Below are 22,805 nucleotides of genomic sequence, written 5' to 3'. Positions count from 1 at the left end.
GGCCGCTCGGGAATCCCACCTGGGATATGCTGGTAATGACCGGTCAGGCGAACATGTGATTCAGATGGTGGTGGGAGAAGGATTCGAACCTTCGAAGTCTGTGACGGCAGATTTACAGTCTGCTCCCTTTGGCCGCTCGGGAATCCCACCACTGGCCTGAATCATTGTGCCTGAAAGCGGGGCGCATCATACCAAATGCGTTCAGGGTGTAAAGCGCCCAACAGAAAAATGTGAACCGTTTGCCCACTTTTTGCCCGTGGCGCTGAATTCACAGGCAATTCAGCGCCCGATGCGCTTAAAGAATAATCGTGCGGTTGCCGTAAACAAACACGCGCTGCCCCAGCACTTTATAAAGCGCGCGGCTTAATACGTTCTTTTCTACGTCGCGTCCGGCGCGCATCATCTCTTCAGCCGTGTAGCTGTGATCAACGTTAATCACGTCCTGCATGATGATTGGGCCTTCATCCAGATTATCGTTCACGTAGTGCGCCGTTGCGCCGATGATCTTCACGCCGCGCTCGTAAGCCTGATGATAAGGGCGCGCGCCGATAAACGCAGGCAGGAAGGAGTGGTGAATATTGATGATCTGGTTCGGGTAACGCTGCACAAAGGCGGGCGTCAGCACGCGCATATATTTCGCCAGCACCACATAATCAGGCTGGTAGCGATCAATCTCGTCCGCCATACGGTTGTCATGCTCTTCGCGCGACAAGCCTTCATGGCTGACCAGCACGAAAGGAATATCGAAACGCTCAACCAGCGAACGCAGGGTGTCGTGGTTGCCGATAACCGCGGCGATCTCCATATCCAGCCCGCCAAAGGCACTCTTCATCAGCAGGTCGCCAAGGCAGTGCGCCTCTTTGGTGACCAGAATCACCACGCGACGGCGGCCGGCGCTGTTCAGCTCGCGGGTCGATCCGGTCGGCAGTGCGCTGTCTAAATCTGCCAGCAGCGTGTTGTCGTTGAAAATGCCTTCCAGTTCGGTACGCATAAAAAAGCGTCCGGTGCGATGATCAACAAATTCATTGTTTTGCACGATATTCAGCTCGTGCTTGTAACAGATATTCGTAATTTTAGCGATTAGACCTTTCGCATCAGGGCAAATGGTACGTAAAACTTTTCGTTGCATAGTTTGCGCTTGCATCTCGATCAGAGTCCTGTCAAAGCGATTGGGTAAAACCGTTGGGCCGTATGCTGTTCAGCCACAACATTTCTTGTATTTTTTATCGGAGCCACATGGACAGCGATCGTTGCGCCCTGTCTGAGGCGCCGTTCCGTCGACATAGTACCAGCGATGATCCTCGCGAAGAAAGCGAGAACGCTCGTGGATAGCGCGTATCTGCGAATTTTCGCGGTAACGCGCAAAAAAAGTGACGAAAGCTTCATTATCATGGCTTCCATGATTACAACAGGTTACATTCAGGCTTAGCCATTCGGTACCGGCGAAACTTTCGGATAATCGCTGCGCCATATCGGGTACACGCTGGCTCGGATGCCAGCTGGCGATCAGCCAGTCGCTGTTTTGCATAGCATAAGCAGTATAGCGCGAGCGCATTAACTGCTCAGCTGATTCAGGCAGCTGCTCGCCCGCCAGAAAGGGAGCGCAACATAGGCTATACTGCTTCCCGCTGCAGCAAGGACAGGGTTCGGACACAATAACTCCTGTGAGCGATAAAATAGGATGACGCCATATGGTAGCCGACCTGGCGCAGTGAAGCTATGCACAGTCGTCGGCGGCAGAGGGTAAATGAGAAAGGTTAAAATTGGTCTGGCGTTAGGGTCAGGCGCAGCCAAAGGATGGGCGCATATTGGTGTCATTAACGCACTGACGCGAGCAGGCGTCGAAATAGACGTGGTGGCAGGCTGTTCCGTTGGTGCTTTAGTCGGTGCAGCGTATGTGAACGATAAGCTGCCGCACATGGAAAAATGGGTCAGCGCTTTTCGCTACTGGGACGTTATTCGCCTGATGGATCTCTCCTGGCAGCGCGGCGGGTTGCTGCGCGGCGAACGCGTTTTTAATCATGTCCGACAGCTGATTACCCATAATGCGCTCGAGAGCTGCGGCAAGCCTTTCGGCGTGGTGGCGACAAATTTAAGCACCGGTCGGGAACTATGGCTGACCGAAGGCGATCTACATCAGGCTGTGCGCGCATCCTGTAGTATGCCAGGCTTATTACCGCCGGTCGGCTACAATGGTTACTGGCTGGTAGATGGGGCGGTTGTGAATCCCGTACCCGTTTCGCTTACGCGAGCGCTTGGCGCGGATATTGTTATTGCTGTCGATCTCCAGCATGACGCGCATCTGATGCAGCAGGATCTCCTGTCAGTGACGCCGCAAAACAGCGACGAAGCGGTTTCGGCCGCGGCCCTTAGCTGGGCCAAAAAAATACGTCAGCGGCTGGTAGGCTTGACTCACCGCCGCGCAACGCAAACGCCGGGTGCGATGGAGATTATGTCGACATCCATCCAGGTGCTGGAAAATCGCCTGAAGCGCAACCGTATGGCAGGCGATCCTCCCGATGTCCTGATTCAGCCGTTTTGTCCGCAGATTTCAACGCTGGACTTCCATCGCGCTAAAGAGGCTATCGAGGCAGGCAAGGCCGCCGTTGAGAAAAAAATGGATGAACTATTACCGCTGGTGCGAAACAGATAATCAGGTTGTTCATTCACAGGTGTTACTTCGGCTAATTCTGAAAGGCGCAACTGCGTTTTATGAACCACTATTGATTGATCTGGTACGCAGGGGGAAAGAATGGAGAAACCACTAATCGGCAAAAAGATACTCATTGTCGAAGATGAGGTCGTTTTCCGTTCTCTGGTAAACAACTTCTTGCTGGCGCTTGGCGCCAGTACGTTTGAAGCCGGTGACGGCATTGATGGGATAAGTCATCTGCAGCAGCATGCTGTGGATTTGGTGATCTGCGATCTGGAAATGCCGCGCATGAACGGCATTCAGTTTGTGGAGCATATTCGCACGCGCGGCAACAGCGTGCCGATTCTGATTATCTCAGCCACCGAAAATATGGCAGATATCGCCCATGTGCTGCGCCTTGGTGTGCAGGACGTGCTGCTTAAGCCGTTGAAAAATTTTGAGCGCTTTCGCGAAGCGGTCTATGAATGCCTCTATCCTTCTATGTTCACCTCAAAGGTGGAGGAGGATGAGCAGCTATTTCAGGACTGGGACGCGCTGGTGCGCGACCCGGCCGCCGCGGCAAAACTGCTTAAGCAGCTTCAGCCGCCGGTACAGCAGACGGTTGCCAGCTGTCGCATCAATTACCGCCAGCTTACCATGGCTGAACAGCCGGGGCTGGTGCTGGATATTGCGGCGCTCTCAGATAAAGATCTCGCGTTCTACTGCCTTGACGTAACGCGCGCTGGCGATAACGGCGTGCTGGCCGCGCTGTTACTGCGCGCCTTATTCAACGGCCTGCTGCAGGAGCAGCTTTCGGGTCAGAAGCAGCGATTGCCAGAGCTAAACGGGCTTTTGCGGCAGGTCAATTTACTGCTGCGTCAGGCGAACCTGACCGGTCAGTTTCCGCTGCTGGTGGGTTACTACCATCGTACTCATAAAAACCTCATTCTGGTTTCAGCTGGATTAAACGCGACGCTGCATGTTCACGCCCACCAAATTCAACTCAGTAATGGCGTTCCCCTTGGCACTATGGGAAGCACCCACCTTAATCAAATCAGCCAGCGAGCCGACAACTGGCAATGCCACGTCTGGGGCGCCGGCGGCAGGATCCGCCTGATGTTAGCGACTGAAGAATAGGCGAAAAAATTTAATTTCGTCAGGGTCTGAAGACAGGTCCAAAGGTTAGCTTTACACTTGGGTAATAGTCTTAAATTCTGCGGATTGACTCCTTCCAGGATAAATCCGTTCGATGGTAACTGATATACTCATTTCCGAATTTCAACCGACATATCAAGTATTAACTTGAACGGCCTATAAGAGAGGTATCTTGATGTCTGCCTATAAGTCCAAAGTAAAAAAAGCGGTAATCCCTGTAGCAGGTTTGGGCACCCGTATGCTCCCTGCGACAAAAGCGATTCCGAAAGAGATGTTACCGCTGGTCGATAAGCCGTTAATTCAGTATGTCGTTAACGAGTGCATCGCAGCAGGAATTAACGAAATTGTGCTGGTTACGCACTCTTCTAAAAACTCCATTGAAAACCACTTCGATACCAGTTTTGAGCTGGAAGCGATGCTGGAAAAACGTGTTAAGCGTCAGCTGCTGGACGAAATCCAGTCAATCTGCCCGCCGCACGTCACCATCATGCAGGTGCGTCAGGGTATCGCTAAAGGCCTCGGCCACGCGGTAATGTGCGCCCATCCGCTGATTGGCGATGAGCCAGTTGCGGTGATCCTGCCTGACGTGATTATCGACGAATATGAATCCAACCCGACCAAAGATAACCTGGCGGAAATGCTGAGCCGTTTCGACGAGTCAGGCCGCAGCCAGATTATGGTTGAGCCGGTAGCGGACGTGACCGCTTACGGCGTGGTTGACTGCCAGGGCGCTGAACTGCAGCCGGGCGACAGCGCGCCGATGGTTGGCGTGGTTGAGAAACCGAAAGCCAACGAAGCGCCGTCTAACCTCGCAGTTGTAGGCCGTTACGTTCTCTCTGCGGATATCTGGCCTCTGCTGGCGAAAACCCCTCCGGGCGCAGGCGGCGAAGTTCAACTGACCGACTCAATCGCCATGCTGATGGAGAAAGAGACGGTAGAAGCTTACCACCTGAAAGGCGTAAGCCATGACTGCGGTAACAAGCTGGGTTATATGCAGGCATTCGTTGAGTACGGTGTTCGCCATCCGGTGCTGGGCAAAGATTTTTCTCAGTGGCTCGATAGCGCAGTTGGCAATAAAAAGTAATTCATAAACACAGGATAACTCAATGAAAGTCACTGTATTTGGTATCGGCTATGTCGGTCTGGTTCAGGCTGCGGTGTTGGCCGAAGTCGGACATGACGTTCTCTGCATTGATGTCGACGCAAAAAAAGTCGAAAACCTGAAAAAAGGCATCATCCCCATTTTCGAACCCGGCCTTACGCCGCTGGTTATGTCGAACTATGAGGCCGGTCGCCTTAAGTTCAGCACAGATGCGGAAGAGGGCGTCAATCACGGTGTAATGCAGTTTATCGCCGTGGGCACGCCGCCGGATGAGGACGGTTCGGCTGACCTTAAATATGTGACCGCCGTTGCTCGTACCATTGCGCAGCATATGAAGGATCACAAGGTTGTGCTGGATAAATCCACCGTTCCAGTCGGAACAGCGGATAAAGTGCGTCGCGTGATGGAAGAGACCCTGCGCGATCGCGGCGTCAGCCTGACGTTTGACGTGGTATCCAACCCGGAGTTTCTCAAGGAAGGCGCAGCCGTTAACGACTGCATGCGTCCTGAGCGCATCGTGGTAGGTACAGATAATGATGAAGTCGAAGAGCTGTTGCGCGAACTCTATGAGCCGTTCAACCGCAATCACGATCGTATGATCGTGATGGATATCCGCAGCGCGGAGCTGACCAAATACGCGGCTAACTGCATGCTGGCGACTAAAATCAGCTTCATGAATGAGATTTCCAACCTTGCCGAGCGTCTGGGTGCGGACGTCGAGAAAGTGCGTCAGGGCATCGGTTCTGATTCACGTATCGGCTACCACTTTATCTACCCTGGCTGCGGCTACGGCGGTTCCTGTTTCCCGAAAGATGTTCAGGCACTGATCCGTACCGCCGAGTCGATTGGCTACAAACCGCGCCTGCTGCAGGCGGTGGAAGATGTCAACGACAGCCAGAAAACCAAGCTGCCTACTTTTATCAAGCGCCACTTCGGCGACGATTTAAGCGGTAAAACGTTCGCCCTCTGGGGTCTGTCGTTTAAACCGAACACCGACGATATGCGTGAAGCCTCCAGCCGCGTGCTGATGGAATCCCTGTGGGAAGCAGGCGCAAGCGTTCAGGCGTTCGATCCGGAAGCGATGGATGAGGCGCAGCGCATCTATGGTCACCGCAGCGATCTGAAGCTGATGGGTACCAAAGAAGCGGCGCTGCAGGGCGCGGATGGCCTGGTGATCTGTACGGAGTGGCAGAATTTCCGTGCGCCGGACTTCGACGTTATTAAAAATTCCCTCAAACAACCCGTGATTTTTGATGGTCGCAACCTGTATGATCCAGAGCGTATCAGCAAACGCGGTTTCGTTTATTATGCAATCGGCCGCGGAGCATCTATTCAAATTGCGTAATTAACGAGGGAAGTATGAACATTCTGGTGACTGGCGCCGCAGGCTTTATTGGATTTCACGTTACTCAACGCCTGCTGGCCGCCGGTCACCAGATTGTCGGTATCGATAATCTGAACGACTATTATGATGTCGGCCTGAAACAATCACGTCTTGATCTAATTTCTCAGCACCCTGGCTTCACGTTTATTAAAATGGAGCTGGCGGATCGCGCAGCCATTGCCTCGTTATTCGAACAACACGCTTTTCAACGCGTCATTCATCTGGGCGCTCAGGCGGGGGTGCGTTATTCTATCGATAATCCTCACGCTTATGCAGACGCTAACCTGATTGGTCATTTAAATATTCTGGAAGGGTGTCGCCATCATAAAATTGAGCATCTGCTCTATGCATCCTCCAGTTCTGTTTATGGACTGAACCGCAAAATGCCGTTTTCTACGGATGACAGCGTAGACCATCCCGTATCGCTTTATGCGGCGACGAAAAAAGCCAATGAACTGATGTCGCATACTTATTCCCATCTTTATCAGCTGCCCACTACCGGTTTACGCTTTTTTACCGTATATGGACCCTGGGGACGGCCTGATATGGCGCTGTTTAAATTTACGCGCGCGATGATTGCCGGGGAAGCGATTGATGTCTATAACCGCGGCGAGATGAAACGCGACTTCACCTATATTGATGATATTGCCGAAGCCATTGTGCGCCTGCAGGATGTTATTCCGCAGAAAGATGAAAGCTGGACGGTGGAAAAGGGTTCGCCTGCCACCAGTTCCGCGCCTTATCGCGTATATAACATCGGAAACAGCCAGCCGACCAGCCTGATAAAATATATTGAGGCGATTGAAAAGGCGCTGGGCGTAACGGCGAAGAAAAATCTGTTGCCTATGCAGCCTGGCGATGTGCTGGAGACCAGCGCGGATACCGCAGCGTTATACAAGGCGATTGGCTTTAAACCGCAGACCAGCGTGGAAGAGGGCGTGGAACGCTTTGTAAGCTGGTATCGTGAGTTTTATAACGTCTGATAAAAAAGGAAGCCTGCGCTTCCTTTCCCTGATTAATCTGGGGGTCACACAACCAGTGTGACCCAAATGATAGAAGCACCGTCAGTTATTAAAGCAGAAAGCTGTCCAGCTGTTTACCTTCTTCTTCAATCGCCTTTTTGATTACGGCTGGCGTACGTCCCTGGCCGGTCCAGGTACGGGTTTCGCCATTTTCATCTACATACTGATATTTAGCCGGACGCGCAGCGCGTTTTGTTTTACCGGGCGCTTTATTTTCAGAAATTGTGCTTAACAGCTCATTGGGATCGATTCCATCAGCCAGCAGCATTTCTCTGTATTGCTCAAGTTTACGCGTGCGTTCTTCACTTTCTGCTTTCGCATGCGTATCTTCTTCGCGGCGTTCATTAACCACAACCTCGAGTTTTTCCAGCATTTCTTCCAGCGTTTCCAGTGAACACTCTCGAGCCTGTGCGCGTAATGTACGGATATTATTAAGGATTTTTAGTGCTTCGCTCATTGTCCTGATCTCTGAATATATTAATGAAGAGGTGTTCTGCCAGCTAATAATAGTGGCGGTAAAAAATTACTGCAATAGTAAATAAGTGGAACAGGAAAGAATGATAATTAATTTTCTCCATAAGGTTTAATCAAAAGAAACGGTAAGCCGGTTGATATTCACCCATCAGCACGATATGAAAATCCGAAACGTTAAAGCGAGCAGACGCACTATCTCAAGCGAGGCGAAGCCCACGCACTGGCGTAAGACAGTTTCTTTAACAATAAAGTCCTGGCTTAATGATTAAAAAATTCTGCAGAGACGAAGCGGTTTTTATCTCGGGCTGGCGAAGTTGTAAACAGCCTGCGCATAATAATCGCCGCCATAATTTGTGTTTAACTGTGATAGAATTCCGTCCATTCGGTTTGCAATGCTTTGAGAAATCACACTAATGGCTCAGCTCTATTTTTATTATTCCGCAATGAATGCAGGGAAATCCACAGCCTTATTACAGTCATCTTACAATTATCAGGAACGCGGTATGCGAACGCTGGTCTATACCGCTGAAATTGACGATCGTTTCGGCGCAGGCAAGGTCAGTTCCCGCATTGGGCTTTCATCGCCTGCCGCGCTGTTTAATGCGCAAACGCGGCTGGATGAGGAGATTGCGGCGGAACATGCGCGCCAGCCAGTGCACTGCGTGCTGGTGGATGAGTGTCAGTTCTTAACGCGCGATCAGGTCAAGGCACTCTCCGACGTTGTCGATAATATGGATATTCCTGTGCTCTGCTACGGGCTGCGTACCGATTTTCGCGGCGAGCTCTTTGGCGGAAGCCAGTATCTGCTTGCCTGGGCCGATAAGCTGGTGGAGTTAAAAACCGTCTGCCACTGCGGAAGAAAAGCGGGCATGGTGTTGCGGCTTGACTCCGAAGGCCGCCCCTTCAGCGAAGGCGAACAGGTGGTGATCGGCGGTAATGAGCGCTATATCTCGGTATGCCGCAAACATTACAAGCAGGCGATAGAGCAGGGCTCGCTGGCGGCAATCTACGGTCAGCATAAGCCCGCTTAATAAGGTGGTTAACAGCGATAAAAAAACCCGCCGAAGCGGGTTTTTTTTCAGGTTGATAATCAGGCTTTCTTCGCTTTTTTCTCGGCTTTCTCCAGTTTCACCGGCTGTGCGGCCTGAGCCTGCGCCACGTCGGAGAAAGGCTCGGCATATTCGCGGCCGTAGAAAGTATCCAGCATAATCTGTTTCAGCTCGGCAATCAGCGGATAGCGCGGGTTAGCGCCGGTGCACTGGTCGTCGAAGGCGTCTTCAGCCAGCTTGTCAACTTTAGCCAGGAAGTCCGCTTCCTGAACGCCCGCTTCGCGGATAGAAGTGGGGATACCCAGCTGAGTTTTCATCTCATCCAGCCACGCCAGCAGCTTCTCGATTTTCTGCGCGGTGCGGTCGCCAGGGGCCGACAGGCCTAAATGGTCAGCGACTTCCGCATAGCGGCGGCGCGCCTGCGGACGGTCATACTGGCTGAACGCCGTCTGCTTGGTTGGGTTGTCGTTGGCGTTATAGCGGATAACGTTGCAAATCAGCAGCGCGTTCGCCAGGCCATGCGGAATATGGAACTCCGAACCCAGCTTATGCGCCATTGAGTGACACACGCCGAGGAAGGCGTTAGCAAAGGCGATACCGGCGATGGTCGCGGCATTGTGTACGCGTTCACGCGCTACCGGGTTTTTCGCGCCTTCCCGATAGCTGGCCGGCAGGTTTTCTTTCAGCAGCTTCAGCGCCTGTAACGCCTGGCCGTCGGAGTATTCATTAGCCAGTACCGACACATAAGCTTCCAGCGCGTGGGTGACCGCATCCAGACCGCCGAAGGCGCAGAGCGAGCGCGGCATTTCCATCACCAGGTTGGCGTCGACAATCGCCATGTCCGGCGTCAGGGCGTAGTCCGCCAGCGGATATTTCTGACCGGTGGCGTCATCCGTTACTACCGCAAACGGCGTCACTTCCGAGCCGGTGCCTGACGTGGTGGTGATAGCGATCATGCGTGCCTTCACGCCCATTTTCGGGAACTTATAAATACGTTTACGGATATCCATAAAGCGCAGAGCCAGCTCTTCAAAATGGGTTTCAGGATGTTCATACATCACCCACATGATTTTCGCAGCATCCATCGGGGAGCCGCCGCCCAGCGCGATAATCACGTCTGGCTTAAAGCTGTTCATCTGTTCAGTGCCTTTACGCACGATGCTCAGCGTCGGATCCGCTTCTACTTCAAAGAACACTTCGGTTTCGATGCCGTGTGATTTCAACACGCGCGTAACCTGATCGGCATAGCCGTTATTGAACAGGAAGCGGTCGGTGACGATAAAGGCGCGTTTCGCACCGTCGGTGGCCACCTCTTCCAGCGCAATCGGCAGCGAGCCGCGGCGGAAGTAGATAGACTTCGGAAGTTTATGCCACAACATGTTTTCTGCTCGCTTAGCCACGGTTTTCTTGTTGATAAGGTGTTTCGGTCCCACGTTTTCGGAAATGGAGTTACCGCCCCAGGAACCGCAGCCCAGCGTCAGCGAAGGTGCCAGCTTAAAGTTATAAAGGTCGCCGATACCGCCCTGAGAGGCAGGCGTGTTAATCAGGATACGCGCGGTTTTCATGCGGTCGCCAAAGTAGTTTACGCGCGCTTTCTGGTTGTCCTGATCGGTATAAAGACAGGAGGTGTGACCGATACCGCCCATCGCTACCAGCTTCTCTGCTTTCGCAACGGCGTCTTCGAAATCTCTGGCGCGGTACATTGCCAGCGTCGGTGACAGTTTTTCATGGGCGAAAGGTTCAGATTCATCAACCAGCTTCACTTCGCCAATCAGAATTTTGGTGCTGGCTGGCACGCTGATACCTGCCAGCTCGGCAATTTTAAAGGCGGGCTGACCGACAATTGCCGCGTTGAGCGCGCCGTTTTTCAAAATAACATTCTGTACGGCTTTCAGCTCTTCGCCCTGCAACAGATAGCCGCCGTGGCTGGCGAAACGCTCGCGCACCGCGTCATAAACGGAGTCAACCACGATAACAGACTGTTCTGATGCGCAAATCACGCCGTTATCGAAGGTTTTTGACATCAGGATCGACGCGACGGCGCGCTTGATATCAGCCGTTTCATCAATCACGACCGGGGTATTGCCCGCGCCGACGCCGATTGCTGGTTTACCGGAGCTGTAGGCGGCTTTCACCATGCCGGGGCCGCCTGTCGCCAGGATCAGATTGATATCAGGGTGATGCATCAGCTGATTTGAAAGCTCGACGGACGGGGTATCGATCCAGCCGATAATATCTTTAGGCGCGCCTGCGGCAATCGCGGCCTGCAACACGATATCTGCTGCCTTATTAGTGGCTTCTTTGGCGCGCGGATGTGGAGAGAAGATAATGCCGTTACGCGTTTTCAGGCTAATCAGCGCTTTGAAAATCGCCGTTGAGGTCGGGTTGGTGGTTGGAACGATACCGCAAATCAGGCCGATCGGCTCAGCGATAGTGATGGTGCCGAACGTATCGTCGGTATCCAGCACGCCGCAGGTCTTTTCGTCCTTATAAGCGTTATAGATATATTCTGAGGCAAAGTGGTTTTTAATAACTTTATCTTCAACGATACCCATACCTGATTCAGCGACCGCCATTTTCGCGAGAGGGATGCGGGCGTCAGCGGCGGCAAGGGCGGCAGCGCGGAAGATTGCGTCAACCTGTTCTTGAGTGAAACTGGCGTATTCACGCTGTGCTTGTTTTACGCGTTCTACCAGTGCGTTAAGTTCAGCGACATTAGTTACGGCCATGGTGTTCTCCTGAAGGAAGTTAAACTCTATTAGTAAACCTGCCTGGAGTCCTGATTATAGCCATGCTGCGCTAATATTTTGACTTAAGCCAAAAAGACAGAATTTTTGTCGGCTTACTGAAAGAGTTTTCGCCCTGGCAAAGAACCTTACTGTTTAGTTTCGGTGAGAAAAGATTACCTGGAATGGGGTAGATCAATATTGATGTAAATCAATTTAAGCCCAAGCTGACTCCTTTCAGCAGCTATTTTTGCTAAATTTTGCACAGTATCGGGCGCCGTACGGTTTTATTCTTCTTCCCGATACGTTGCTGGCGTAACAGACTCGCTCTGCGGCCCTGATGCAGCAGAATTTTCTGTGGCCCCGACTGGTTAAAAGTCCGGTTTTTGCGTAAATTAAGGGCGATTTCTTTTCCCTCATCGGAGCGAACCGTGAACCCTGCTTTGCTTGATCTTTCGGGCTATATCAAATTCTTTGTTGGCCTGTTCGCGCTGGTGAATCCAGTCGGCATTATTCCGGTTTTTATCAGCATGACCAGCTATCAGGCGGCGGCTGAGCGTAACAAAACCAATATGACCGCGAACCTTGCGGTCGCCATTATTCTCTGGACCTCGCTTTTTCTCGGCGACGCTATCCTGCATATTTTTGGTATCTCCATCGATTCTTTCCGCATTGCGGGCGGCATTCTGGTGGTCACCATTGCGATGTCGATGATCAGCGGCAAGCTGGGCGAAGACAAACAGAACAAACAGGAAAAATCAGAAACCGCTATTCGCGAAAGCATCGGCGTGGTGCCGCTCGCGCTGCCGCTTATGGCTGGGCCTGGCGCTATCAGCTCGACCATTGTCTGGAGCACCCGCTATCACAGCTGGCAAAACCTGCTGGGCTTTAGCGTTGCGATTGCGCTGTTCGCTTTTTGCTGTTGGCTGCTGTTTCGCGCCGCGCCGCTGATGGTGCGCGTGCTTGGCCAGACCGGTATCAACGTTATTACGCGTATTATGGGGTTGCTGCTGATGGCGCTGGGTATTGAATTTGTGGTCACCGGCATCAAAGCGCTGTTTCCCGGCCTGGTAAATTAATTAGCGCTTAATTTCCTGCGCAAATCCCCCCGTGTCTCTTAATGGTGCAATTGCTCCTTTTATTGCACCATAACCATGCAATTATTCCTGCGGCTTAATCGGCTGCCAGAATTATTAAGTAAATTACTAACCTGCCTGTCGCGCCAGGCGCGATCTCATCTCGCTGTGACAATTTTCACATCATAAAATGTCAGCTTCTGTAGGAATGACACAATAAACTGGCACGAAAGCTGCAATTGCTTGCGTATTGTTTTAACAAAGATGAAAAATGCAGAAGGGTCGCGCATTTTAAAGGGCGAAAGAAAGGTAAAGCGCCTGTAAAGCCGGGAAATGTGATAAATAGCTTTAGAAACAGCGTGATAAACCTTATTTTTGCATAAAAATTAACGCTATGCTCCCGCATGCAGACGTGATAAAAGAGAATCAGGTAACATTTTTGTTATTTTTACTTTGTCGGCGGGTCGACCGTTCTGCTAATTTTCGGCGCAATAGTTTTTCATTTGGTCTCAAAGTGAGAACGCTTCTTGCTTATGAGCTAAAGGGCTTAAAAGAGAAGGGTTACTTTTTTGATGGAATGGAAGATTACGCCGCTGTCAGTCAGCTTAATGATAATGTTCGGCGCCGCGCACGCCGCAACCGTCCCTCCAGGCACTGAACTCGCCGCCACGCAAAATATCGTTATTAACAACGGCACAGAGGTTTCGTCGCTCGATCCGCAGAAAACCGAAGGCGTGCCTGAGTCGCGCATCATAGCGAATTTGCTGGAAGGGCTGGTTGCCACCGATAACGATGGCAATATCGTGCCGGGTGTGGCGCAGTCATGGCAAAACGAGGGCGGAAAGGTCTGGACCTTTACCCTGCGCGACAACGCGAAGTGGAGTAACGGCGCGCCCGTTACCGCGCAGGATTTCGTTTACAGCTGGCGACGTCTCGCCGATCCCAAAACCGCATCACCCTATGCCAGCTATCTCCAGGCGGCGCATCTCAGCAATGTTGATGAGGTCGTTGCCGGAAAAGCCCCGCCCGATCGACTTGGCGTCAGGGCGCTGGACGACCATCATTTGCAGGTCACGCTGAGCGAACCCGTACCCTATTTTATCTCCATGCTGGCTAATGCCGCGCTGTCGCCAGTCAATGCGGCGACGGTAGAGAAGTGGGGCGACGCCTGGACCCGGCCAGAACACTACGTCGGCAACGGCGCCTATCTGCTGAGCGAGTGGGTGATCAACGAGAAGCTGGTGCTGAAGCGCAATCCGGGCTACTGGGATAACGCCCATACGGTGATTGAACAGGGCACCTTCCTGCCGATTGAGTCGGATCATAACGACGTTAACCGCTATCGCAGCGGCAATACCGATATGACCAACAGCGTGGTGCCGCCTGAGCTTTTCCATAAGCTTCAGAGTGAGCTGGGCGATGAGGTGAAAGTCAGCCCGCTGCTCTGCACCTTTTATTACGAGATTAATAACAAAAAGCCGCCGTTTAACGATGCGCGCGTACGTACTGCCATCAAGCTGACGCTGGACCGCGATATTATTACGCAGAAGATTATGGGGCAGGGGCAGATCCCCGCTTACAGTCTGACGCCGCCCTCGACGGCGGGCATAACGCTGACGCCACCGGCGTGGTTTACCTTGAGCCAGGCGGAGCGCAACGCGGCGGCCAAAAAGCTGCTGGCCGAGGCGGGCTACAATGCACAGCATCCGCTGCGCTTTACGCTGCTTTATAACACCTCGGATCAAAACAAAAAGCAGGCAATTGCGGCCGCGTCTATGTGGCAAAAGAACCTCGGCGCGCAGGTCAGCCTGCAGAATCAGGAGTGGAAAACCCTGCTGGAAACGCGGCATCAGGCGCAGTATGACGTGGTACGCGCCACATGGTGCGCCGATTACAACGAGCCGTCGACCTTTCTCAATATGTTGATCGGCAACGCTTCTATTAATACCGCTTTTTATCACAGCGAAAAATACGATCGTCTGCTGGCGCAAACTTTATCCGCCAGCAGCGAGGAGGCGCGCGCCGCTCTCTATCAGCAGGCTGAAGCGCAGCTCGACAGCGACTCGGCGATTGTGCCAGTTTATTACCGCGTCAGCGTGCGGCTGGTGAAACCCTGGACAGGCGGCTTCACCGGTAAAGATCCGCTCGATATGACCGGTTTGAAATATTACTACATTAAAAAGCACTGAGGCTTACCCGACAACATAAGCCGGGAAGCGCGCGCAGTGCCGAAGCCTTTCGGGGCACATGACTATCCTCAGCCAAAATGAGGAACCCGCTAACGGGGGACGCCGGAACGGCTTGCCGTCTCGGTGAAGATAAAAAACTGGAGTGTAATAATGAACAACATCACGAAAAAAAGCCTGATTGCCGCTGGCGTGCTGGCGGCGATCGGCGCACTGGCAGGGAATGCAGTGGCGGCAAACGTTCCGGCGGGCGTCGAACTGGCGGCGAAGCAGGAGCTGGTGCGCGGTAACGGCGATGAAGTGCAGTCGCTGGACCCGCACAAGATTGAAGGCGTGCCGGAAGATAACGTGGCGCGCGATCTCTATGAAGGGCTGCTGGTCAGCGACAGCGACGGCCACCCGGTGCCGGGCGTCGCGGAAAAGTGGGAAAACAAAGATTTTAAAGTCTGGACATTCCATCTGCGCAACAATGCCAAATGGTCAAACGGCGAGCCGGTAACCGCACAGGACTTCGTTTACAGCTGGCAGCGTCTGGCCGATCCAAAAACCGCCTCGCCATACGCCAGCTATCTGCAGTATGGTCATATTGAGAACGTCGATGACATTATCGCCGGTAAAAAGCCGACCTCTGAGCTGGGCGTCAAAGCGCTGGATGATCATACGCTGCAGGTGACGCTGAGCGAGCCGGTACCCTATTTTTACAAGCTGCTGATCAACGCCGTGATGTCACCGGTTTATAAGCCGGCGATTGAAAAATTCGGCGACCAGTGGACGCAGGCGCAGAACTGGGTCGGCAACGGCGCGTTCAAGCTGGAAGCGCACGTGATTAACGAACGTATTACCCTGGTGCGTAACACGCAATACTGGGACAACGCCCATACCGTCCTGAACAAGGTCACCTTCCTGCCGATCAACTCCGAAGTCAGTGACGTTAACCGCTACTTCTCGGAAAACGGCAGCGATATGACCTACAACAACATGCCGATTGAGCTGTTCAAAAAACTGCAGCGCGAAAACGGCAAAGAGCTGCATGTCGATCCCTATCTCTGCACCTACTACTACGAAATCAACAACCAGAAAGCGCCATTTACCGATCCGCGCGTGCGCGCCGCGCTCAAGCTGGGTCTGGACCGCGATATTATCGTGAACAAAGTGCTGGCGCAGGGCCAGCTGCCGGCTTACAGCTATACGCCACCAGCGACAGACGGTATGGATATTCTTCCGCCGGACTGGTTCAAGTGGTCTCAGGATAAACGTAACGAAGAGGCGAAAAAACTGCTGGCGGAAGCGGGCTATACCGCAGATAAGCCGCTGACGTTCAATCTGCTCTATAACACCTCCGATCTGCATAAAAAGCTGGCGATCGCCGCCTCTTCAATCTGGAAGAAGAATATCGGCGTCAATATCAAGCTGGAAAACCAGGAGTGGAAAACCTTCCTGGATACGCGTCATCAGGGCAACTTCGACGTAGCGCGCGCGGCCTGGTGCGCGGACTATAACGAGCCGACGTCGTTCCTGAACACCATGCTCTCCGACAGCAGCAACAACACGTCGCATTACAAGAGCGCCGAGTTTGATAAAGTGATCCACGATGCGATCAAGGCGGCAGACGACAAGGCGCGTGCGGCGGATTATGCCAAAGCAGAGCAGATTATGGATAAGGACAGCACCATCGTGCCGGTTTACTACTACGTGAACGCGCGCCTGGTGAAACCTTACGTCGGCGGCTATACCGGGAAAGATCCGCTGGATAAAACTCTCGACAAGAATTTCTATATTATCAAACACTAATAGCAAACAGGCTATCGGCAAGGGCGGCGCATGGCGCGTCGCCCTTATGTACTTTGTACGCTTTATGAAGCAATAAGCCTGGTAGGTACGGCAATGTTAAAATTTATCCTGCGTCGACTGCTCGAAGCGATACCCACGCTCTTCGTGCTGATCACTATCTCGTTCTTTATGATGCGCCTCGCGCCAGGCAGTCCTTTTACCGGCGAACGCACGCTGGCGCCTGAAGTGATGGCGAATATCGAAGCGAAGTACCATCTGAACGATCCCATCGGCAAGCAGTATCTCGATTATCTGATCCAGCTGGCGCACGGCGATTTCGGCCCTTCGTTCAAATATAAAGATTACACGGTTAACTATCTGGTCTCTCACGCCTTCCCGGTTTCCGCCAAACTTGGCCTGGCGGCCTTTGTGCTGGCGGTGATACTTGGCGTGACGGCGGGCGTCATTGCGGCGCTGAAGCAGAACAGCCTGTGGGATTACGCGGTGATGGGGGTCGCCATGACCGGCGTGGTGATACCCAGCTTCGTGGTGGCGCCGCTGCTGGTGCTGCTCTTCGCCATTACCCTGAAATGGCTGCCCGGCGGCGGCTGGAACGGCGGACAGCTGCGCTATATGCTGCTGCCGATGGTGGCGCTGTCGCTGGCCTATATCGCCAGCATTGCGCGTATTACCCGCGGCTCGATGATTGAAGTGATGCACTCCAACTTCATCCGCACCGCGCGCGCCAAAGGCCTGCCGCTGCGACGTATCGTGCTGCGCCATGCGCTCAAGCCAGCGCTGCTGCCGGTGCTCTCCTATCTCGGTCCGGCGTTTGTCGGCATTATCACCGGTTCAATGGTGATTGAGTCAATTTACGGTCTGCCGGGCATCGGACAGCTGTTTGTGAACGGCGCGCTGAACCGTGATTACTCGCTGGTCATGAGCCTGACTATCCTGGTCGGGGTGCTTACCATTATTTTCAATGCGATCGTGGACGTGCTCTACGCCGTGATCGATCCGAAAATCCGTTACTAAAGCTGGAGCTCGCTATGATGTTGAGTAAGAAAAACAGCGAAGCTCTTGATGCCTTCAGCGAAAAGCTGGAGGTAGAAGGGCGCAGCCTGTGGCAGGATGCGCGTCGCCGTTTTATTCATAACCGCGCGGCGCTGATCAGTCTGCTGGTGCTGCTGCTGATTACGTTATTTGTTATTTTCGCCCCGATGTTTTCTCAGTTCGCCTATGACGATACCGACTGGGGGATGATGTCCGCCATGCCGGATACCACTTCCGGCCACTGGTTTGGTACAGACTCGTCCGGGCGCGATCTGCTGGTGCGCGTCGCCATCGGCGGGCGCATCTCGCTGATGGTCGGTATCGCCTCGGCGCTGATCGCGGTGATCGTCGGCACCCTTTACGGATCGCTTGCTGGCTATCTCGGCGGCAAAACCGACTCGGTGATGATGCGTATTCTGGAGATCCTGAACTCATTTCCGTTTATGTTCTTCGTTATCCTGCTGGTGACCTTTTTTGGCCGCAATATTCTGCTGATTTTTGCCGCTATCGGTATGGTTTCATGGCTCGATATGGCGCGTATCGTGCGCGGCCAGACGCTGGGCCTGAAGCGTAAAGAGTTTATCGAAGCGGCGCACGTCGGCGGCGTCTCGACCCCCAGCATCGTGCTGCGCCATATCGTGCCGAACGTGCTGGGCGTGGTGGTGGTTTACGCCTCGCTGCTGGTGCCGAGCATGATCCTGTTTGAATCCTTCCTCAGCTTCCTCGGCCTCGGTACCCAGGAGCCGCTGAGCAGCTGGGGCGCGTTGCTCAGCGATGGCGCTAACTCAATGGAAGTTGCGCCGTGGCTGCTGCTGTTCCCGGCCGGTTTTCTGGTGGTGACGCTGTTCTGTTTCAACTTTATCGGCGATGGCCTGCGTGACGCCCTCGACCCGAAAGATCGCTAAGGAGTTTCCCGATGACTATTCATGAATTTCAGCCAGCAATGGCTGCCCGCGCGGGAAGCGACCTGTTACTGGAAGTGAAGGATTTACGCGTGACTTTCCAGACCCATGACGGCGACGTCACGGCGGTCAACGACCTGAACTTTTCGCTGCGCGCCGGCGAAACCCTGGGCATCGTCGGCGAGTCGGGTTCCGGCAAGTCGCAGACGGCGTTCGCCCTGATGGGACTGCTGGCGAAAAACGGCCGCATCGGCGGCACCGCGCTGTTTAACGGCAAAGAGATCCTCAACCTGCCGGAGAAAGCGCTAAATAAACTGCGCGCCGAGCAGATTGCGATGATCTTTCAGGATCCGATGACCTCGCTTAATCCTTATATGCGCGTCGGCGATCAGCTGATGGAAGTGCTGAAGCTGCACAAAGGGATGAGCGGGGCGCAGGCTTTTGAAGAGTCAGTGCGTATGCTGGACGCGGTGAAAATGCCGGAAGCGCGCAAGCGCATGAAAATGTTCCCGCATGAGTTTTCCGGCGGGATGCGCCAGCGCGTAATGATTGCTATGGCGCTGCTCTGTCGGCCTAAGCTGCTGATTGCCGATGAGCCGACCACGGCGCTCGACGTGACGGTTCAGGCGCAGATCATGACGCTGCTCAACGAGCTGAAGCGCGAGTTCAATACCGCGATTATTATGATCACTCACGACCTGGGCGTAGTCGCAGGCATTTGCGACAAGGTGCTGGTAATGTACGCCGGGCGCACCATGGAATATGGCCGCGCGCGCGACGTCTTTTATCAGCCGGCGCATCCCTATTCAATCGGCCTGTTGAGCGCGGTACCGCGCCTGGACGCCGAAGGCGAAAGCCTGACCACCATTCCTGGCAACCCGCCAAACCTGCTGCGTCTGCCCCAGGGCTGCCCATTCCAGCCGCGTTGTCCGCATGCGATGGATATCTGCACCCAGTCGCCGCCGCTGCTGCCGTTTGGTGAAGGGCGCCTGCGCGCCTGCTTTAAGCCGGTGGAGGAGTTAGTATGAGTACCGTCGCTGAGAAAAAAGTTCTGCTGGAAATCGCCGACCTCAAGGTGCATTTCGACATTAAAGATGGACGTCAGTGGTTCTGGCAGCCGCCCAAATCCCTGAAGGCGGTGGATGGCGTCAGCCTGCGTCTTTATGAGGGCGAAACCCTGGGCGTGGTTGGCGAGTCCGGCTGCGGCAAATCGACGCTGGCGCGCGCCATTATCGGTCTGGTAAAGGCCACCGATGGCCGCGTCGCCTGGCTGGGGCGCGATCTGCTCGGCCAGAGCGAAGAGGAGTGGCGCAAGGCGCGCAGCGATATTCAGATGATCTTTCAGGATCCGCTGGCCTCGCTTAACCCGCGTATGACCATCGGCGACATTATCGCCGAGCCGCTGCGTACCTATCATCCAAAGATGCCGCGTCAGGAAGTGAAAGACCGCGTCAAAAATATGATGATGAAGGTGGGTTTGTTGCCGAACCTGATTAACCGCTATCCCCATGAATTTTCGGGCGGTCAGTGCCAGCGTATCGGCATCGCGCGCGCATTGATCCTGGAGCCGAAGCTGATTATCTGCGACGAGCCGGTGTCAGCGCTCGACGTCTCGATTCAGGCGCAGGTGGTCAATCTGCTGCAGCAGCTGCAGCGCGAGATGGGCCTGTCGCTAATCTTTATCGCGCACGATCTGGCGGTAGTGAAGCATATCTCTGACCGCGTGCTGGTGATGTATCTTGGCCATGCGGTAGAGCTGGGCACCTACGATGCGGTCTACAACAATCCGCAGCATCCTTATACGCGCGCGCTGATGTCGGCAGTGCCGATTCCCGATCCCGATCTGGAGAAGAACAAGCAGATCCAGCTGCTGGAAGGGGAGCTGCCGTCGCCGATCAATCCGCCGTCAGGCTGCGTGTTCCGCACCCGCTGCCCGATTGCCGGGCCAGAGTGTGCTAAAACGCGGCCGCTGCTGGAGGGGAGTTTCCGCCATGCGGTCTCCTGCCTGAAGGTGGATCCGCTGTAAACAAAACGCCGGGCAGAAGCCCGGCGTTTATTAACTGATGTGTAACAGGGCAAAGACATCTCTGTCGGAGCGCCTGGCTTTTCGGCCCTGTTATCCGCGATAGCAGACTGTCAGGTCGCTTATTCGCGCCAGAGAATATGGCACAGCTTGTGATCTTTTTCGCGGCACAGCAGCACGCGCGCGAACACATCGGTAATCGGCTCGCCGTCCGCCTCACCCAGCCCAATCACCACTTCAGAGAAGAAGTCCGGGTTGAGATCGAAGTCGACGTGCTCCTTCCAGTCTTCTGAAGGATCGAACAGCTCTGCGCCGCCGCGCTCTTCAAACTGCAGGTTAAAAAGAATAATATCCGCCGGATCGAGGTTGTCGCCTGCCAGTTCAAGAAAAATGTCGTAAGCCTGTTCCAGCGTTTCGTCTTCGGTAAGGCGATTATTTAAATCCATCATCGGTTCTGTCTGCCTGTGGCCGCGTTGCAATTTCCGCTCGTTTTACAGTAAAGGGCTAAAGAAGTAAAACAGTCGTTCAACAATGCGTTGCCACCAGGCACGTTTTGACCAGCGCTTTGCGTCGAGCAGGCGCGCTCGCGCGATATAATCATCCTGCACGCAGGCTAGATCACTGCCGAAGCCCGCGTCATCCACAACCAGCGTGATTTCAAAATTGAGCCACAGGCTGCGCATATCCAGATTCACCGTCCCGACCAGGCTAAGCTGTCCATCCACCAGCACGCTCTTGGTGTGCAGCAAACCATCCTCAAACTGATAGATCCTGACGCCCGCCTCCAGCAGCTCGCTAAAAAAGGCGCGGCTCGCCCAGCCGACCAGCAGCGAATCATTATGGCGCGGCACGATAATACTCACCTCGACGCCGCGCAGCGCCGCGGTGCAGATGGCGTGCAGCAGGTCGTCGCTCGGCACGAAATAGGGCGTGGTCATAATCAGCTGCTCGCGCGCTGAATAGACGGCAGTCAGCAGCGCCTGGTGGATCATATCCTCCGGGAAGCCCGGCCCGGAAGCGATGACCTGCACAGTATGACCACTCTCGCGCTCGAACGGCATGATATTACCGTCGGGCGGCGGCGGCAGAATACGTTTGCCGGTTTCAATCTCCCAGTCACAGCTGTAGACGATGCCCATGGTGGTTGCGACCGGGCCTTCCATTCGCGCCATCAGATCGACCCACTGGCCGACGCCCGCGTCCTGCTTGAAGAAGCGCGGATCCACCAGGTTCATGCTGCCGGTGTAGGCGATGTAGTTATCAATCAGCACCACCTTGCGGTGCTGGCGCAGGTCCATACGGCGCAGAAACACGCGCAGCAGGCTGACCTGCAGCGCCTCTACCACGTCAATGCCGGCATTGCGCATCATGCCCACCCAGGGGCTACGGAAAAAGGTCACGCTTCCTGCGGAGTCGAGCATCAGACGGCAGTGCACGCCGCGTCGCGAGGCCGCCATCAGGGACTCGGCCACCTCGTCCGCCAGGCCGCCGGGATGCCAGATATAGAACACCATCTCAATATTGTGGCGCGCCAGTTGAATATCGCGGATGAGCGCGTGCATAACGTCATCCGAACTGGTGAGCAGCTGTAGCTGATTGCCTTTGACCCCGGCGATCCCCTGGCGATTCTGGCAGAGCTGGAACAGTGAACGCGCGACATCGCTGTGCTCGGTAGCGAAAATATGGCTGCGCTGCTTAAGGTCGCTTAGCCACTTTGCCGTGGCGGGCCACATGGTGCGCGCCCGCTCCGCGCGGCGCTTGCCCAGATGCAATTCGCCAAAAGAGAGGTATGCAATGATGCCCACCAGAGGAATGATATAGATAATCAACAGCCAGGCCATGGCGGAAGTGACCGTCCGGCGCTTCATCAAAATACGTAGCGTGACGCCGGCAATCAGCAACCAGTAGCCAAACAGCAGCAACCAGCTGATTAAAGTGTAAAAAGTGGTCATTAAGTGGACATCCCGTTCGCGCTTGGTCAGAGAAGTTTACGTGCTGACAGAGGACAACGAAACCCCCAATCGCCGCAGGAGTTCGATAAGAGATCCGAGTTGGCATTGGCGTGAAGATGTTTATAATGCGGCCGCGTGATGTCGAAGCAGGAGAGCAGGTGATGAGAAAAAGCAGAAATGAAGTGGCACGCTGGAGAATGTTGCGCCAGGTGCATCGCCGACGCGCCCGCTGGCTGGAAGGCCAGTCGCGTCGCTACAGCCGTATTCACGCGATTCGCCAGCAGCTGGCGCAGCAGCAG

At 54.2% G+C, this 22,805-nt stretch carries 20 protein-coding genes and 1 tRNA gene; 14 read left to right on the top strand and 7 right to left on the bottom strand.

The features are described 5' to 3' along the window. Positions 1-65 precede the first annotated feature (65 nt). The 3 genes from B3797_RS09630 to B3797_RS09620 all read right to left on the bottom strand — a co-directional run bounded on the left by B3797_RS09630 (position 66) and on the right by B3797_RS09620 (position 1,654). Positions 66-150, bottom strand: a tRNA-Tyr gene (locus B3797_RS09630). A gap of 145 nt (positions 151-295) precedes the next feature. After that, positions 296-1,144, bottom strand: a complete 849-nt coding sequence (gene purU, locus B3797_RS09625; protein ID WP_120453992.1) for a formyltetrahydrofolate deformylase — start codon at positions 1,142-1,144, stop codon at positions 296-298. Positions 1,145-1,198: 54 nt separating this feature from the next. After that, a complete protein-coding gene (locus B3797_RS09620) occupies positions 1,199-1,654 on the bottom strand; it encodes a YchJ family protein (protein WP_311790960.1) in 456 nt (151 codons plus the stop codon). A gap of 93 nt (positions 1,655-1,747) precedes the next feature. Here B3797_RS09620 and rssA point away from each other — a divergent pair, with 93 nt between their 5' ends. The 5 genes from rssA to B3797_RS09595 all read left to right on the top strand — a co-directional run bounded on the left by rssA (position 1,748) and on the right by B3797_RS09595 (position 7,256). Beyond that, complete coding sequence (gene rssA / locus B3797_RS09615) at positions 1,748-2,653, top strand: patatin-like phospholipase RssA (protein WP_311784472.1); 906 nt, start codon at positions 1,748-1,750, stop codon at positions 2,651-2,653. A 99-nt stretch (positions 2,654-2,752) separates the two neighbouring features. Continuing rightward, the gene (gene rssB, locus B3797_RS09610) at positions 2,753-3,769 is read left to right on the top strand and encodes a two-component system response regulator RssB (protein WP_311784471.1); all 1,017 of its coding nucleotides are present in this window, start codon (positions 2,753-2,755) and stop codon (positions 3,767-3,769) included. Positions 3,770-3,962: 193 nt separating this feature from the next. After that, the gene (gene galU / locus B3797_RS09605; protein ID WP_120454000.1) at positions 3,963-4,871 is read left to right on the top strand and encodes a UTP--glucose-1-phosphate uridylyltransferase GalU; all 909 of its coding nucleotides are present in this window, start codon (positions 3,963-3,965) and stop codon (positions 4,869-4,871) included. Positions 4,872-4,893: 22 nt separating this feature from the next. Continuing rightward, on the top strand, positions 4,894-6,234 hold the full coding sequence (locus B3797_RS09600) for a UDP-glucose dehydrogenase family protein (protein ID WP_120454002.1): 1,341 nt from the start codon (positions 4,894-4,896) through the stop codon (positions 6,232-6,234). Positions 6,235-6,248: 14 nt separating this feature from the next. Then, entirely contained in the window at positions 6,249-7,256 is a 1,008-nt protein-coding gene (locus B3797_RS09595) for an NAD-dependent epimerase (protein ID WP_311784470.1), read from the top strand. Between the two features lie 88 nt (positions 7,257-7,344). On the opposite strand, the gene hns is transcribed toward B3797_RS09595, so the two are convergent. Continuing rightward, a complete protein-coding gene (gene hns / locus B3797_RS09590) occupies positions 7,345-7,752 on the bottom strand; it encodes a histone-like nucleoid-structuring protein H-NS (protein ID WP_311784469.1) in 408 nt (135 codons plus the stop codon). Between the two features lie 430 nt (positions 7,753-8,182). Between hns and tdk the strand changes: the two genes are divergently transcribed. Then, positions 8,183-8,800, top strand: a complete 618-nt coding sequence (tdk, locus tag B3797_RS09585) for a thymidine kinase (RefSeq protein ID WP_311784468.1) — start codon at positions 8,183-8,185, stop codon at positions 8,798-8,800. A 59-nt stretch (positions 8,801-8,859) separates the two neighbouring features. Here tdk and adhE read toward each other — a convergent pair whose 3' ends face one another. After that, entirely contained in the window at positions 8,860-11,547 is a 2,688-nt protein-coding gene (gene adhE, locus B3797_RS09580; protein ID WP_311784467.1) for a bifunctional acetaldehyde-CoA/alcohol dehydrogenase, read from the bottom strand. A gap of 428 nt (positions 11,548-11,975) precedes the next feature. On the opposite strand from adhE, the gene B3797_RS09575 reads away from it, so the two are divergent. From B3797_RS09575 to oppF, 7 genes are all read left to right on the top strand, one after another. After that, the gene (locus tag B3797_RS09575) at positions 11,976-12,623 is read left to right on the top strand and encodes a YchE family NAAT transporter (RefSeq protein ID WP_033747940.1); all 648 of its coding nucleotides are present in this window, start codon (positions 11,976-11,978) and stop codon (positions 12,621-12,623) included. 569 nt (positions 12,624-13,192) lie between these two features. Then, positions 13,193-14,809 (top strand): ABC transporter substrate-binding protein, encoded by a 1,617-nt coding sequence (locus tag B3797_RS09570; protein WP_311790963.1) that lies wholly within the window; start codon positions 13,193-13,195, stop codon positions 14,807-14,809. Positions 14,810-14,959: 150 nt separating this feature from the next. Continuing rightward, positions 14,960-16,597 carry an oligopeptide ABC transporter substrate-binding protein OppA gene (gene oppA / locus B3797_RS09565; protein ID WP_120454015.1) on the top strand — a complete coding sequence of 546 codons (1,638 nt, stop codon included), beginning with the start codon at positions 14,960-14,962 and terminating at the stop codon, positions 16,595-16,597. 93 nt (positions 16,598-16,690) lie between these two features. Beyond that, positions 16,691-17,611, top strand: a complete 921-nt coding sequence (oppB, locus tag B3797_RS09560) for an oligopeptide ABC transporter permease OppB (RefSeq protein WP_311784465.1) — start codon at positions 16,691-16,693, stop codon at positions 17,609-17,611. A gap of 14 nt (positions 17,612-17,625) precedes the next feature. Beyond that, positions 17,626-18,534 carry an oligopeptide ABC transporter permease OppC gene (oppC, locus tag B3797_RS09555; RefSeq protein ID WP_311784464.1) on the top strand — a complete coding sequence of 303 codons (909 nt, stop codon included), beginning with the start codon at positions 17,626-17,628 and terminating at the stop codon, positions 18,532-18,534. Positions 18,535-18,545: 11 nt separating this feature from the next. After that, entirely contained in the window at positions 18,546-19,559 is a 1,014-nt protein-coding gene (locus B3797_RS09550; RefSeq protein ID WP_120454020.1) for an ABC transporter ATP-binding protein, read from the top strand. Continuing rightward, positions 19,556-20,557 carry a murein tripeptide/oligopeptide ABC transporter ATP binding protein OppF gene (oppF, locus tag B3797_RS09545; protein WP_033746742.1) on the top strand — a complete coding sequence of 334 codons (1,002 nt, stop codon included), beginning with the start codon at positions 19,556-19,558 and terminating at the stop codon, positions 20,555-20,557. The genes B3797_RS09550 and oppF overlap by 4 nt, the downstream gene beginning before the upstream one ends. Before the next feature lie 119 nt (positions 20,558-20,676). Here the strand turns inward: oppF and B3797_RS09540 are convergent, their stop codons facing one another. Continuing rightward, positions 20,677-21,000, bottom strand: coding sequence for an HI1450 family dsDNA-mimic protein (locus B3797_RS09540; RefSeq protein WP_033746744.1), 324 nt, complete (start codon positions 20,998-21,000; stop codon positions 20,677-20,679). Positions 21,001-21,045: 45 nt separating this feature from the next. Next, positions 21,046-22,506: a cardiolipin synthase gene (cls, locus tag B3797_RS09535; RefSeq protein WP_311784462.1), complete on the bottom strand. Its 1,461-nt coding sequence runs from the start codon at positions 22,504-22,506 to the stop codon at positions 21,046-21,048. A gap of 161 nt (positions 22,507-22,667) precedes the next feature. On the opposite strand from cls, the gene B3797_RS09530 reads away from it, so the two are divergent. Continuing rightward, positions 22,668-22,805: YciY family protein (locus B3797_RS09530; protein WP_311790962.1), on the top strand; the 138-nt coding region annotated here is incomplete at its 3' end.

It is taken from the genome of Pantoea sp. UBA5923, from assembly GCF_002431095.1.
Taxonomy (GTDB): Bacteria; Pseudomonadota; Gammaproteobacteria; order Enterobacterales; family Enterobacteriaceae; genus Pantoea; species Pantoea piersonii.
The sequence above is the reverse complement of the archived record's forward strand: the minus strand, read 5'-3'. Positions and strand labels throughout refer to the sequence as shown.